This is a genomic window from Pseudomonas vanderleydeniana, assembly GCF_014268755.2.
Lineage (GTDB): Bacteria > Pseudomonadota > Gammaproteobacteria > Pseudomonadales > Pseudomonadaceae > Aquipseudomonas > Aquipseudomonas vanderleydeniana.
This window is the reverse complement of the sequence record NZ_CP077093.1, coordinates 1,491,514-1,504,785: the sequence shown is the minus strand read 5'-3', so window position 1 is coordinate 1,504,785 and position 13,272 is coordinate 1,491,514. Positions and strand designations below refer to the sequence as shown.

The 13,272-nt window shown below is 64.9% G+C and carries 11 protein-coding genes; 9 read left to right on the top strand and 2 right to left on the bottom strand.

Features of this window, described 5'->3' with window-relative positions:
- Nucleotides 1–9 precede the first annotated feature (9 nt).
- Nucleotides 10–708, bottom strand: a complete 699-nt coding sequence (locus tag HU752_RS06685; protein WP_186680882.1) for a tellurite resistance TerB family protein — start codon at nt 706–708, stop codon at nt 10–12.
- Nucleotides 709–906: 198 nt separating this feature from the next.
- Between HU752_RS06685 and HU752_RS06680 the strand changes: the two genes are divergently transcribed.
- The 9 genes from HU752_RS06680 (at nt 907) to HU752_RS06640 (ending at nt 12,843) form a co-directional block, all read left to right on the top strand.
- Nucleotides 907–1,821 carry a LysR family transcriptional regulator gene (locus tag HU752_RS06680; RefSeq protein ID WP_186680884.1) on the top strand — a complete coding sequence of 305 codons (915 nt, stop codon included), beginning with the start codon at nt 907–909 and terminating at the stop codon, nt 1,819–1,821.
- Nucleotides 1,822–1,927: 106 nt separating this feature from the next.
- A complete protein-coding gene (locus HU752_RS06675) occupies nt 1,928–3,418 on the top strand; it encodes a gamma-aminobutyraldehyde dehydrogenase (protein ID WP_186680886.1) in 1,491 nt (496 codons plus the stop codon).
- A gap of 86 nt (nt 3,419–3,504) precedes the next feature.
- On the top strand, nt 3,505–4,656 hold the full coding sequence (gene ydcS / locus HU752_RS06670; RefSeq protein ID WP_186680888.1) for a putative ABC transporter substrate-binding protein YdcS: 1,152 nt from the start codon (nt 3,505–3,507) through the stop codon (nt 4,654–4,656).
- A gap of 243 nt (nt 4,657–4,899) precedes the next feature.
- A complete protein-coding gene (locus HU752_RS06665; RefSeq protein ID WP_186680890.1) occupies nt 4,900–5,925 on the top strand; it encodes an ABC transporter ATP-binding protein in 1,026 nt (341 codons plus the stop codon).
- A 1-nt stretch (nt 5,926) separates the two neighbouring features.
- On the top strand, nt 5,927–6,874 hold the full coding sequence (locus HU752_RS06660; protein WP_186680892.1) for an ABC transporter permease: 948 nt from the start codon (nt 5,927–5,929) through the stop codon (nt 6,872–6,874).
- Nucleotides 6,864–7,688: an ABC transporter permease gene (locus tag HU752_RS06655; RefSeq protein WP_026145328.1), complete on the top strand. Its 825-nt coding sequence runs from the start codon at nt 6,864–6,866 to the stop codon at nt 7,686–7,688. Before HU752_RS06660 ends, HU752_RS06655 begins: the two co-directional genes overlap by 11 nt.
- Nucleotides 7,689–7,831: 143 nt before the next feature.
- The gene (locus HU752_RS06650) at nt 7,832–9,256 is read left to right on the top strand and encodes a gamma-aminobutyraldehyde dehydrogenase (protein ID WP_186680893.1); all 1,425 of its coding nucleotides are present in this window, start codon (nt 7,832–7,834) and stop codon (nt 9,254–9,256) included.
- A gap of 179 nt (nt 9,257–9,435) precedes the next feature.
- A complete protein-coding gene (locus HU752_RS06645) occupies nt 9,436–10,917 on the top strand; it encodes an APC family permease (RefSeq protein WP_186680895.1) in 1,482 nt (493 codons plus the stop codon).
- 63 nt (nt 10,918–10,980) lie between these two features.
- Nucleotides 10,981–12,843, top strand: coding sequence for an NAD(P)/FAD-dependent oxidoreductase (locus HU752_RS06640; protein ID WP_186680897.1), 1,863 nt, complete (start codon nt 10,981–10,983; stop codon nt 12,841–12,843).
- A gap of 158 nt (nt 12,844–13,001) precedes the next feature.
- Here the strand turns inward: HU752_RS06640 and HU752_RS06635 are convergent, their stop codons facing one another.
- Nucleotides 13,002–13,193 (bottom strand): hypothetical protein, encoded by a 192-nt coding sequence (locus HU752_RS06635; protein WP_186680898.1) that lies wholly within the window; start codon nt 13,191–13,193, stop codon nt 13,002–13,004.
- Nucleotides 13,194–13,272: the final 79 nt, after the last annotated feature.

Below are 13,272 nucleotides of genomic sequence, written 5' to 3'. Positions count from 1 at the left end.
GGCGACCCGTCACTGCAGGGCGGCCTGACGAACCTGTCGCTCCAGTTCCTGGCGCAACCCCGGATCCAGCCGCAGCTGGCGCGCCAGTTCGTCCAGGTAAGCCTTTTCCATGAAGTGCTCTTCATCCACCATCAGCACACTGGCCATGTACATTTCCGCGGCCATCTCCGGCGTGGCCGCCGCCCGCGCAACCTGGGCCGGATCCAGGGGCTTGTTCAGCTCGGCATGCAGCCACTGCTGCAATTCATGGTCGCTGCCCAGCCTGGAGAACTCACCCTCGATCAGCTCCCGCTCCCGGGCATCGACATGCCCATCAGCCTTGGCTGCGGCCACCAGTGCCTGGAGAATTGCCTGGCTATGCTGTTCGACTTGAGCCGCCGGCAGGCGATCGAGAGTCCGGGGTTCCGCCTGGGGCGCACTGGCCTGCTGGGCCTGCCAATTGCCATAGGCCTTGTAGGCGAGGACACCCAGCGCCGCCAGCCCACCGTAGGTCAGTACCGTGCCACCGACCTTGCGGGCCTTCTTGCTGCCCAGCAACAGGCCCATGGCACCGGCCGCCAGCGCACCACCACCGGCACCGGACAACAGGCTGCCCAGGTTTCCCGACATCCCCTTGTCGGCGGTCCGGCCCGGTGAACCACCAGCCTGGTTCTGCAACAGCGCCTGACCGGACTTGAGCAACTGATCGAGCAATCCGCGAGTGTTCATCGACACGCTCCGCAAACGACGAATAGGCCCACAGGTTAAAACGAGCTTTCAGACGGTGGTTGGCAAGTGTGCTTCCAGATGTTGCGTAGTTTTCGCTCAAATCCTGACTCAGCGATCAGGCTATCGATTAAAAAGATATACACTGGCGCCTCTCCATAAAAACAACTCGCCGAAAAAACCGGCAAGGGTAACGCCGCCATGATGACCCTGCGTCAGATCCGCCACTTCATCGCCGTGGCCGAGACCGGCTCGATCTCGGCCGCCGCCCAGGCGGTGTTCATTTCCCAGTCGACCCTGACCCTGGCGATCCAGCAGTTGGAACAGGAAATCGGCGTCAGCCTGTTCAACCGCCATGCCAAGGGCATGACCCTGACCCACCAGGGCCACCAGTTCCTGCGCCAGGCGCACCTGATCCTGGCCACCGTCGACAACGCCAAGCGCAGCCTGCAGCAGAGCACCGACCAGGTCAGCGGGCAACTGACGGTCGGCGTGACCAGCCTGGTGGCCGGTTACTACCTGGCCGACCTGCTGACCCGTTTCCAGCGCGCCTACCCCAACGTCGAAATCCGCGTGACCGAGGACGAACGCCCGTACATCGAGCACCTGCTGGTCAGCGGCGAGATCGACGTCGGCGTGCTGATCCTCTCCAACCTGGAAGACCGCCACGCCCTGCAGACCGAAGTCCTGACCCACTCGCCGCATCGCCTGTGGCTGCCAGCCCAGCACCCGCTGCTGGAACACGACAGCATCAACCTCGCCGACGTCGCCCGCGAGCCGCTGATCCAGCTCAATGTCGATGAAATGGACCGCAACGCCCAGCGCATGTGGCGCGGTGCCGGCCTGCAACCGCGCACCAGCCTGCGCACGGCCTCCACCGAGGCGGTGCGCAGCCTGGTGGCGGCCGGGCTCGGCCTGTCGATCCAACCGGACATGACCTACCGGCCCTGGTCGCTGGAAGGCGACATCATCGAAGCCCGACCGATCGCCGACCTGAGCCACACCCTCGATGTCGGCCTGGCCTGGCGCCGTGGAACCGCCCGACCGACGCTGGTCGATCCGTTCCTCACCGTCGCCCGCGAACAACCACCGGGCGGACGCAAGCCATCGATTTAATCGAACGCTACTTTCAATATTAAGTATTTGTCGACCTCTGCTCCGGCCACTAGTCTCTTTCCATCCATCTAGAGAAAGGCCGGACTCCAGCTGCAAGGGAAGCTCCATGGCCACACAAGAAAAGAGAACTCGCAAAATGGCTGGCGCGCACCCGACCCCGTTGTTCACCTCGTTGCTGATCGACGGTGAACTCGTTGCAGGTCAAGGTTTCGTCGAACCGATCCTCAACCCGGCCACGGGCGAGGTCATCACGCAGATCGCCGAAGCCAGCACCGAGCAGGTCGAAAGCGCGATCCTCGCCGCCCACCGGGCATTTGCCGGCTGGTCGCGGACCACTCCACAGCAACGCTCGAACACCCTCCTGGCGATTGCCGACGCGGTGGAGAAGAATGCCGACCTGCTGGCCCGCCTCGAATCGCTGAACTGCGGCAAGCCGCTGCACCTGGCACGCCAGGACGACCTGAGCGCGACGGTCGATGTGTTCCGCTTCTTCGCCGGCGCGGTGCGCTGCCAGACCGGGCAACTGTCCGGCGAATACCTGCCGGGCTACACCAGCATGGTCCGCCGCGACCCGATCGGCGTGGTCGCCTCCATCGCGCCGTGGAACTACCCGATCATGATGGCCGCCTGGAAGATCGCCCCGGCCCTGGCGGCCGGCAACACACTGGTGTTCAAGCCGTCCGAGCACACCCCGCTGTCGATCCTGGCCCTGGCCCCGACCCTGGCCGAGCTACTGCCGGCGGGCGTGATCAATATCGTCTGTGGCGGTGGCGAAGGTGTCGGCAGCCACCTGGTCAGCCACCCGAAGGTACGCATGGTGTCGCTCACCGGCGATATCGTCACCGGGCAGAAAATCCTCCAGGCCGCCGCGAAAAGCGTCAAGCGCACGCACCTGGAACTCGGCGGCAAGGCCCCGGTGATCGTCTGCAACGATGCCGATATCCAGGCGGTGGTCGAGGGTGTGCGCAGCTACGGCTACTACAACGCCGGCCAGGACTGCACCGCCGCCTGCCGGATCTACGCCCAGGCCGGCATCCATGACCGCCTGGTCGCCGAACTCGGTGCGGCGGTCGCCAGCCTGCGCTTTGCCGGCAAGCGCGATGCCGACAACGAGATCGGCCCGCTGATCAGCACCCGCCAGCGTGACCGCGTCGCCAGCTTCGTCGAGCGCGCCCTCGGCCAGCCGCATATCGAACGGGTGACCGGTGCGGCGGTGCACTCCGGTCCCGGCTTCTATTATCAGCCAACCCTGCTCGCCGGCTGCAAGCAGAGCGACGAGATCGTCCAGCGCGAGGTGTTCGGCCCGGTCGTCACGGTGACCCGCTTCGACGAGCTGAGCCAGGCGGTGGACTGGGCCAACGATTCGGAATACGCCCTGGCTTCCTCGGTCTGGACCCAGAACCTGGACAAGGCGATGCAGGTCGCCTCGCGCCTGCAATACGGCTGCACCTGGATCAACAGCCACTTCATGCTGGTCAGCGAAATGCCCCACGGTGGCCTCAAGCGCTCCGGCTACGGCAAGGATCTGTCCAGCGATTCGCTGCAGGACTACAGCGTGGTGCGCCACATCATGGCGCGCCACGGCCAACACCTGTAACACGCACTACCCTAACAAGAAGCCGCCAGCGGCATGCACTACCCCGTTCGACTGCCCCGACCATAATTAAAGAAGAGGGAAAACCGATGTTCGCGCACAAGACCGCACTGCTCAGTGCACTGACCACCGCCCTGCTGGCCAGCGCCAGCGTCCAGGCCGCCGAACCGCTGAAAGCCATCGGCGCCGGCGAAGGCCAACTCGATATCGTGGCCTGGCCGGGCTACATCGAACGCGGCGAGAGTGACAAGGCCTACGACTGGGTCACGGGCTTCGAAAAGGAAACCGGCTGCAAGGTCAGCGTGAAGACTGCCGCCACCTCCGATGAGATGGTCAGCCTGATGGCCAAGGGCGGCTACGACCTGGTCACGGCCTCGGGCGATGCCTCACTGCGCCTGATCGTCGGCAAGCGTGTACAACCGATCAACCCGGAACTGATCCCGAACTGGAAGAACCTCGATGCGCGGCTGAAGGACGCACCGTGGTACGTGGTCAACAAGCAGACCTACGGCACGCCCTACCAGTGGGGCCCGAACGTGCTGATGTACAACACCAACGTATTCAAGCAGGCCCCCACCAGCTGGGGCGTGGTCTTCGAAGCGCAGAACCTGCCGGACGGCAAGCCGAACAAGGGCCGCGTGCAGGCCTATGACGGCCCGATCTACATCGCCGACGCGGCGCTGTACCTCAAGTCGGCCAAGCCGGAACTGGGCATCCAGAACCCTTATGAGCTGACCGAGACCCAGTACAAGGCCGTGCTCGACCTGCTGCGTGCCCAGCAGCCGCTGATCCACCGCTACTGGCACGATGCGACCGTGCAGATGAGCGACTTCAAGAACGAAGGCGTCGCCGCCTCCAGCTCCTGGGGCTACATGGTCAACGGCCTGCAGGCCGACAAGCAGCCAGTGGCCTCGACCATTCCCAAGGAAGGCGTGACTGGCTGGGCCGACACCACCATGCTGCACGCCGAGGCCAAGCACCCCAACTGCGCCTACAAGTGGATGAACTGGTCGCTGCAACCCAAGGTCCAGGGTGACGTGGCAGCCTGGTTCGGTTCCCTGCCGGCCGTGCCTGCGGCGTGCAAGGAGAGCGAGCTGCTCGGCGCCGAAGGCTGCAAGACCAACGGCTTCGAGACCTTCGACAAGATCGCCTTCTGGAAAACCCCGCAGGCCGAGGGCGGCAAGTTCGTGCCCTACAGCCGCTGGACCCAGGACTACATCGCGATCATGGGCGGCCGCTGAAAGTCATTCCGGGGCTACTGCGCGTCGACCCGCCGCGCCCGGGCAGTGCTCGCATCCTCACGTACCTGGGTACGCTCCGGGTGCTGCGCGCTGGCCGGACACGACTGATCGACGCTCGCTACGCCCCACAACGACTTTATGTATTCCAGGCCTTGCCAGGCAAGGCTGACTCTCGAATGACAGTTTTTCAGAAGTCCAGGCCGGGCCGCTGCGGCGACCCGTGCCTTCTTGGAGCACCGCACCATGACGCTTGCAGTCCAGTTCACCCACGTTTCCCGTCAGTTTGGCGAAGTGAAGGCCGTTGACCGGGTTTCCATCGATATCCAGGACGGCGAGTTCTTTTCCATGCTCGGCCCCTCCGGCTCGGGCAAGACCACCTGCCTGCGCCTGATCGCCGGTTTCGAACAACCCAGCGCCGGCTCGATCCGCATCCACGGCGAGGAAGCCGCTGGGCTGCCACCGTACCAGCGCGACGTGAACACCGTGTTCCAGGACTACGCGCTGTTCCCCCACATGAACGTGCGCGATAACGTCGCCTACGGCCTCAAGGTCAAGGGCGTCGGCAAGAGCGAACGCCTGCAGCGCGCCGAGGAAGCCCTGGCCATGGTCGCCCTGGGCGGCTATGGCGAGCGCAAGCCGGTGCAACTGTCCGGCGGCCAGCGCCAGCGCGTGGCCCTGGCCCGTGCGCTGGTCAATCGCCCACGGGTGCTGCTGCTCGACGAACCCCTCGGCGCGCTGGACCTCAAGCTGCGCGAACAGATGCAGAGCGAGCTGAAGAAGCTGCAGCGCCAGCTCGGCATCACCTTCATCTTCGTCACCCACGACCAGACCGAAGCCCTGTCGATGTCCGACCGCGTGGCGGTGTTCAACAAGGGCCGCATCGAGCAGGTCGATACCCCGCGCAACCTCTACATGAAGCCGGCCACCGCCTTCGTCGCCGAATTCGTCGGCACCTCCAACGTGATCCGTGGCGAGCTGGCGCGGCAACTGGGTGGCAGCGACCTGCCCTTCTCGATCCGCCCCGAACACGTGCGCTTCGCCGAAGGCCCGGCGCAGGGCAACGAGGTCGAGGTCAGTGGCGTGCTCCACGACATCCAGTACCAGGGCAGCGCCACCCGCTTCGAGCTGAAGCTGGACAATGGCCAGAGCCTCAACATCAGCCAGCCCAATACCCAGTGGCTGGACACCAGCGCCCGCCACCAGGCCGGCCAGCGCCTTACCGCGCGCTGGGCGCGCGAAGCCATGATCCAGCTGGCGAGCGAGGTGTGACATGAGCAGCCTGGCCCTGACCCCGACGACGGCCAGTCCGTCGCCCATGCGCAGGTTCTCCAACCTGCTCTACCGCCGCCCCAACTTCTACCTGGCGCTGCTGCTGGTACCGCCACTGATCTGGTTCGGCGCGATCTACCTCGGCTCACTGCTGACCCTGCTGTGGCAGGGCTTCTACACCTTCGACGACTTCACCATGGCGGTCACCCCGGACCTGACCCTGGCGAACTTCGCCGCGCTGTTCAATCCGGCGAACTTCGACATCATCGTGCGGACCCTGAGCATGGCGGTGGTGGTATCGATCGCCGCCGGGATCGTCGCGTTCCCGATCGCCTACTACATGGCGCGCTACACCAGCGGCAAGACCAAGGCGTTCTTCTACATCGCGGTGATGATGCCGATGTGGGCCAGCTACATCGTCAAGGCCTATGCCTGGACCCTGCTGCTGGCCAAGGGCGGCGTCGCCCAGTGGTTCGTCCAGCACCTGGGCCTGGAACCGCTGCTGCAGTTCGTACTGGGCATTCCCGGTGTCGGTGGCAGCACCTTGTCGACCTCGCACCTGGGGCGCTTCCTGGTGTTCGTCTACATCTGGCTGCCGTTCATGATCCTGCCGATCCAGGCCTCGCTGGAACGCCTGCCGCCCTCGCTGCTGCAAGCCTCCGCCGACCTCGGGGCGAAGCCGCGCCAGACCTTCATGCAGGTGATCCTGCCACTGTCGGTACCCGGCATCGCCGCAGGCTCGATCTTCACCTTCTCGCTGACCCTGGGCGATTTCATCGTGCCGCAACTGGTAGGCCCGCCCGGCTACTTCGTCGGCAGCATGGTCTACGCCCAGCAGGGGGCCATCGGCAACATGCCCATGGCGGCCGCCTTCACCCTGGTGCCGATCGTGCTGATCGCCGTCTACCTGTCCATCGTCAAACGCCTGGGGGCCTTCGATGCACTCTAAGTCAGAAAAGCACGGGGATAGAGCGTCCCTGGGCCTGCGTATCGCGGCCTGGGGCGGGCTGGTGTTCCTGCACTTCCCGATCCTGATCATCTTCCTGTACGCCTTCAACACCGAAGACGCGGCGTTCAGCTTCCCGCCCCAGGGCTTCACCCTGAAGTGGTTCAGCGTGGCCTTCTCGCGGCCGGACGTGCTGGAAGCGATCAAGCTGTCGCTGCAGGTCGCGGCGATCGCCACGCTGATCGCCATGGTCCTCGGTACCCTGGCCTCGGCGGCCTTGTATCGCCGAGAGTTCTTCGGCAAGCAGGGCATCTCGCTGATGCTGATCCTGCCGATCGCCCTGCCGGGGATCATCACCGGTATCGCCCTGCTGGCGACCTTCAAGTCGCTGGGGATAGAACCCGGCATGTTCACCATCGTCGTCGGGCACGCGACCTTCTGCGTGGTGATCGTCTACAACAACGTCATCGCCCGGCTGCGGCGCACCTCCCACAGCCTGATCGAGGCGTCGATGGACCTCGGGGCCGACGGCTGGCAGACCTTCCGCTACATCATCCTGCCGAACCTCGGCTCGGCGCTGCTGGCCGGCGGCATGCTGGCCTTCGCCCTGTCGTTCGACGAAATCATCGTCACCACCTTCACCGCCGGGCACGAACGCACCCTGCCGATCTGGCTGCTCAACCAGCTCAGCCGGCCACGGGACGTACCGGTGACCAACGTGGTGGCAATGCTGGTGATGCTGGTCACCATGCTGCCGATCCTCGGCGCCTACTACCTGACCCGTGGTGGTGAAAGCGTGGCCGGCAGCGGCAAATAACCCGATCAACGACCGGACACATGACCGGCTGTGGGAGCAGGATTTATCCGCGAAAAGGATCTCGAATCCTCTGAAAGGCTTCGCGGATAAATCCGGCTCCCACAGTCGAGTGGCGGTTCCAACTGTTCCATGAGGACATCGACATGCAAACCAAACTGCTGATCAACGGCCGTCTCGTCACTGGCGAAGGCCCTGCCCAACCCGTACTCAACCCGGCCCTGGGCCAGGTCCTGGTGGAAATCCCGGAAGCCAGCGAAGCCCAGGTCGATGCCGCCGTGCGCGCCGCCGACGCGGCCTTCGACAGCTGGTCGCAGACCGCACCGAAGGACCGTTCGCTGCTGTTGCTCAAGCTCGCCGACGCCATCGAGGCCCATGGCGAGGAATTGGCGAAGCTGGAGTCGGACAACTGCGGCAAGCCACTGAGCGCGGCACTCAACGACGAGATCCCGGCGATCGCCGACGTGTTCCGGTTCTTTGCCGGCGCCAGTCGCTGCCTGACCGGTTCGGCCGCTGGCGAATACCTGCCGGGCCACACCTCGATGATCCGGCGCGACCCGGTGGGCGTGATCGCCTCCATCGCCCCGTGGAACTACCCATTGATGATGGTCGCCTGGAAAATCGCCCCGGCCCTGGCTGCCGGCAACACCGTGGTGCTCAAGCCTTCGGAACAGACCCCGTTGACCGCCCTGCGCCTGGCCGAACTGGCCGCCGACATTTTCCCGGCCGGTGTGCTGAACCTGGTGTTCGGCCGTGGCCCGAGCGTCGGCAGCCCGCTGGTGACCCACCCGAAAGTGCGCATGGTGTCGCTGACCGGCTCGATCGCCACCGGTTCGAACATCATTTCCAGCACCGCCGACAGCGTCAAGCGCATGCACATGGAACTGGGCGGCAAGGCGCCAGTCATCATCTTCGATGACGCCGATATCGATGCCGCCGTCGAGGGCATCCGCACCTTCGGTTTCTACAACGCCGGGCAGGACTGCACCGCCGCCTGCCGGGTCTATGCCCAGGCCGGCATCTACGAGCAGTTCGTCGAGAAACTCGGTGCCGCCGTGAGCAGCATCAAGCATGGCCTGCAGGACGACCCGTCGACCGAACTCGGCCCGCTGATCACCGCCCAGCATCGTGATCGAGTCGTCGGCTTCGTCGAACGCGCGATCTCCCAGCCGCACATCCGCCTGGTGACCGGCGGCAAGGCCGTGGAAGGTCCCGGTTTCTTCTTCGAGCCGACGGTGCTGGCCGACGCCCAGCAGGACGACGAGATCGTCCGTCGCGAGGTGTTCGGTCCGGTGGTGTCGGTGACCCGCTTCACCGATGAGGCGCAGGTGCTGGAGTGGGCCAACGACTCGGACTACGGCCTGGCGTCGTCGGTCTGGACAGCCGATGTCGGCCGTGCCCATCGCCTGTCGGCCCGCCTGCAGTACGGCTGCACCTGGGTCAACACCCACTTCATGCTGGTCAGCGAGATGCCCCATGGCGGGCAGAAACTGTCCGGCTATGGCAAGGACATGTCCATGTACGGCCTGGAGGACTACACCACCGTGCGCCATGTGATGTTCAAGCACTGACGGATTCGCCAGCAGGCCGGCAGGAAGCCGGCCTGTCAGCGGCAGACCGCCTTGCGGTCTCATGGACGCTCCACCCGTAAACCAGAACCAACACGACAACATCGAACCGGGACGGGCCCCATGGCTCGGCCACGCTTTCGAACGGCCAGAATCCGCCGATTTTCCGGAGCAATACCGCCATGAGTGCACAACCCCATCTCGGCGCCAGCGCCGACAGCGATGCCGAACAACTGAGGCAACTGGGCTACACCTCGAACTTCAATCGCAGCATGAGCCTGTGGGAAAACTTCGCCCTGGGCTTCACCTACCTGTCGCCGGTGGTCGGCGTCTACACCCTGTTCGGCCTGTGCCTGGCCGCCGGTGGACCGCCGATGTTCTGGGCCTACCTGCTGGTCGGTTGCGGGCAACTGCTGGTGTGCCTGATCTTCGGTGAAGTGGTTTCGCAGTTCCCGATCTCCGGGGGCGTCTATCCCTGGGCCCGGCGCCTGGTCGGCAAGCGCTGGGCGTGGATGGTCGGCTGGATCTACTCCATCGCCCTGTGCGTGACCATCGCCGCCGTCGCCGTGGGCGCAGGCCCCTACCTCGCGGCCATGCTCGGTTTCGAGCCGAGCAACAACACCAACATCGTCATCGCCCTGGTGCTGACGCTGTTCGCCACCGTGATCAACCTCAGCGGCACCAAGACCCTGGCGCGTATCGCCATGTTCGGTTTTCTCTGCGAGCTGGTCGGTGCGGTGATCGTCGGGGTCTATCTGCTGGTCTTCGAACGCCACCAGCCACTGAGCGTGCTGTTCAACACCTTCGACATCCGCGTCGACGGCTCCTACCTGCCGGCGTTCCTCACCGCGTCCCTGGCCGGCATGTTCCTCTACTACGGTTTCGAGGCCTGCGGCGACGTGGCCGAGGAAACCCCGAACCCGAGCAAGCGCATTCCGGTGGCCATGCGCATGACCATCTACATCGGTGGTATCGCGGCGATGTTCGCCTGCCTGGCGCTGATCCTCGCCGTGCCTGACATGCAGGCGGTGATCAACGGCACCGACAAGGACCCGGTGACCACCATTCTCAACAATGCCTTCGGCAGCGTCGGCTCGAAAGTGGTGATGGGCGTGGTGATGATCTCGTTCATCTCCTGCGTGATCAGCCTGCAGGCCGCCGCCAGCCGGCTGCTGTACTCCTACGCCCGCGACGAGATGGTCATCGGCAGCCAACTGCTCAAGCGCATCTCGCCGACCACCCAGGTACCGGTGTCGGCGCTGTTCGTCTCCGGCGTGCTGCCGGCGCTGATCATCGCCCTGGGCTTCTTCCTGCAGGACGCGGTGGCGACCATCGTCAGCTTCGCCGCCATCGGTATCTACCTGGCCTTCCAGATGATCGTGCTCGCCGCCCTGTTCGCCCGGGCCCGCGGCTGGAAACCCAGCGGCAAGTTCAACCTTGGCGCCTGGGGCCTGCCGGTGAACATCGGGGCACTACTCTACGGGGTCAGCGCCATCGTCAACATGGCCTGGCCGCGGACTCCGGATGCGCCGTGGTACACCAACTACGCCATGGTCCTGACCACGGCGATCGTGATCGGTCTCGGCCTGCTCTACATGTGGCTGGGCAAACCCTACGACCGCGGTACCGCGCCAGCGGGCGACGCCTGGAAAATCAGCCGGTAACGGCAATCGCCCGGGCAGGCTACGGCTACCCGGGCACCTACAACAACAAGACAAGGATTCAGTATGGACATCACCCGCCGCGACTTCCTCAACGGCGTCGCCATCACCATCGCCGCCGGCATGACCCCGCTGCAGCTGCTCCAGGCCGCACCGGACGGGCGCTACTACCCACCGGCGCTGACCGGCCTGCGTGGCAGCCATGTCGGTGCATTCGAAGTGGCCCACCAGATGGGCTGGGAGAAGAAGGTCTTCGACACCGACCACCTGCCGATTACCGGTGAGTACGACCTGGTGGTGGTGGGTGGCGGCCTCAGTGGCCTGGCGGCGGCGTGGTTCTATCGGGAGAAGCACCCGAAGGCGCGCATCCTGATCCTCGACAACCACGACGACTTCGGCGGCCACGCCAAGCGCAACGAATTTTCCGCCGGTGGTCGCATGATCCTCGGCTACGGCGGCAGCGAAGCCTTCCAGTCGCCGAACCACCTGTACAGCCAGCAGGTCAATGGCCTGCTGAAAAAACTCGGGGTCGACATCAAGCGCTTCGAAACCGCCTTCGACCGCTCGTTCTACCCGGGCCTGGGGCTGTCACGCGGCGTGTTCTTCGACAAGGAGAACTTCGGCGAAGACAAGCTGGTGACCGGTGATCCGACACCGATGGTCGCCGATGACATCGCCCCGCAGCAGTTGAACGCCCGCCCCATCGATGCGTTCATCAACGACTTCCCGCTGCCAGCGGCCGATCGCCAGGCCTTGATCGAGCTGCACCAGGCGCCTCGCGACTACTTGCCGGGCAAGACCGCCAAGCAAAAGGCCGAGCACCTGGCTGCCACCAGCTACCGCGACTTTTTGCTCAAGGACGTCGGCCTGTCCGAAAACGCGGTGAAATATTTCCAGAGCCGCACCAATGACTTCTCGGCCCTGAGCATCGATGCGGTGGCGGCGTTCGACGCCTACAACGTCGGCTTCCCCGGCTTCGGCGCGATGAACCTCGAGCCCATCAGCGAAGAGGCCAAGGCCGAGATGGAGGAGCCGTACATCTACCACTTCCCGGATGGCAACGCCTCCCTCGCCCGCCTGCTGGTGCGCAGCCTGATCCCGGCGGTCGCCCCCGGCCACGGCATGGAGGACATCGTCCTGGCGGCCTTCGACTACGCCAAGCTCGACCAGCCCCGCTCGCCAGTGCAATTGCGCCTGAACAGCACCGTGGTCAGTGTGCGCAACGTCGGCAAGGGCGTGAACGTCGGCTACAGTCGCGGCGGCCAACTGAGCCAGGTGCGGGGCAAGCACTGCATCCTCGCCTGCTACAACATGATGATCCCCTACCTGCTGCGCGACCTGCCCAAGCCCCAGGCCCACGCCCTGAGCCAGAACGTGAAATTCCCGCTGGTGTACACCAAGGTGGTGGTCCGCAATTGGCAGGCATTCCAGAAGCTCGGCGTGCACGAGATCTACGCGGCCACCCAGCCCTACAGCCGGATCAAGCTCGACTACCCGGTGAGCATGGGCGGCTACGAGCACCCACGCGACCCGAGCCAACCGATCGGCCTGCACATGGTCTACGTCCCCACCAGCCCCAACAGCGGCATGAATGCCCGCGACCAGGCCCGCGCCGGGCGCGGCAGGCTCTACGGCCAGACCTTCGAACAACTGGAGGCGCAACTGCGTGACCAGTTGCAGCGCATGCTCGGCCCCGGGGGCTTCAACCATGAGACCGACATCCTGGCGATCACCGTCAACCGCTGGTCCCACGGCTATGCCTACTTCTCCAACAGCCTGTTCGACGATGCCGATGAAAGCGAGAAACTGATGAACCTGGCGCGCAAGCCGGTCGGCCGGGTGAGCATCGCCAACTCCGATGCGGCGTGGAGCGCGTATGCCCATGCAGCGATCGACGAGGCCTGGCGGGCGGTGGGGGAGATCGGATAGGACACTGCTCCCTGAACTACCGACACCGATCGTTCCCACGCTCCGCGTGGGAATGCCTCTCTGGACGCTCTGCGTCCGCTCTTGTGACGCAGAGCGTCACCGGCTGCGTTCCCACGCAGAGCGTGGGAACGATCAAATGGGCTGAAGTCCGAGCGCGCTCAGAATCGCGACACACTGCCCATCTGGTTCAACAGGCAGAACAGCGCGTCGCGGTCGGCATCGGACAGTGTCCGGTAGCGATCCACCAGTTCGCGCTCCTGCGGGCTGAGCCGGTGCACCCGGGGCGCGGGCGGCGCCCTGAAACGCCAGAGAAACCAGATGAAACCGAAGATGCTGCGCTCCTTTGCCATGGACGACTTCCTTCTGTAACGGGACAGGAACCGTCTGGGCGGGGCGCCTCAGACTTAGCCTAAGGGTAGGAAGGATCAG

Bases quoted from the DNA above. Each gene is read 5' to 3' on its own strand.
- HU752_RS06680 (WP_186680884.1), top strand. From the start codon at position 907: ATGATGACCCTGCGTCAGATCCGCCACTTCATCGCCGTGGCCGAGACC.
- HU752_RS06675 (WP_186680886.1), top strand. From the start codon at position 1,928: ATGGCCACACAAGAAAAGAGAACTCGCAAAATGGCTGGCGCGCACCCG.
- HU752_RS06640 (WP_186680897.1), top strand. From the start codon at position 10,981: ATGGACATCACCCGCCGCGACTTCCTCAACGGCGTCGCCATCACCATC.
- HU752_RS06650 (WP_186680893.1), top strand. From the start codon at position 7,832: ATGCAAACCAAACTGCTGATCAACGGCCGTCTCGTCACTGGCGAAGGC.
- HU752_RS06635 (WP_186680898.1), bottom strand. From the start codon at position 13,193: ATGGCAAAGGAGCGCAGCATCTTCGGTTTCATCTGGTTTCTCTGGCGT.
- HU752_RS06655 (WP_026145328.1), top strand. From the start codon at position 6,864: ATGCACTCTAAGTCAGAAAAGCACGGGGATAGAGCGTCCCTGGGCCTG.
- HU752_RS06685 (WP_186680882.1), bottom strand. From the start codon at position 708: ATGAACACTCGCGGATTGCTCGATCAGTTGCTCAAGTCCGGTCAGGCG.
- ydcS (WP_186680888.1), top strand. From the start codon at position 3,505: ATGTTCGCGCACAAGACCGCACTGCTCAGTGCACTGACCACCGCCCTG.
- HU752_RS06665 (WP_186680890.1), top strand. From the start codon at position 4,900: ATGACGCTTGCAGTCCAGTTCACCCACGTTTCCCGTCAGTTTGGCGAA.
- HU752_RS06660 (WP_186680892.1), top strand. From the start codon at position 5,927: ATGAGCAGCCTGGCCCTGACCCCGACGACGGCCAGTCCGTCGCCCATG.
- HU752_RS06645 (WP_186680895.1), top strand. From the start codon at position 9,436: ATGAGTGCACAACCCCATCTCGGCGCCAGCGCCGACAGCGATGCCGAA.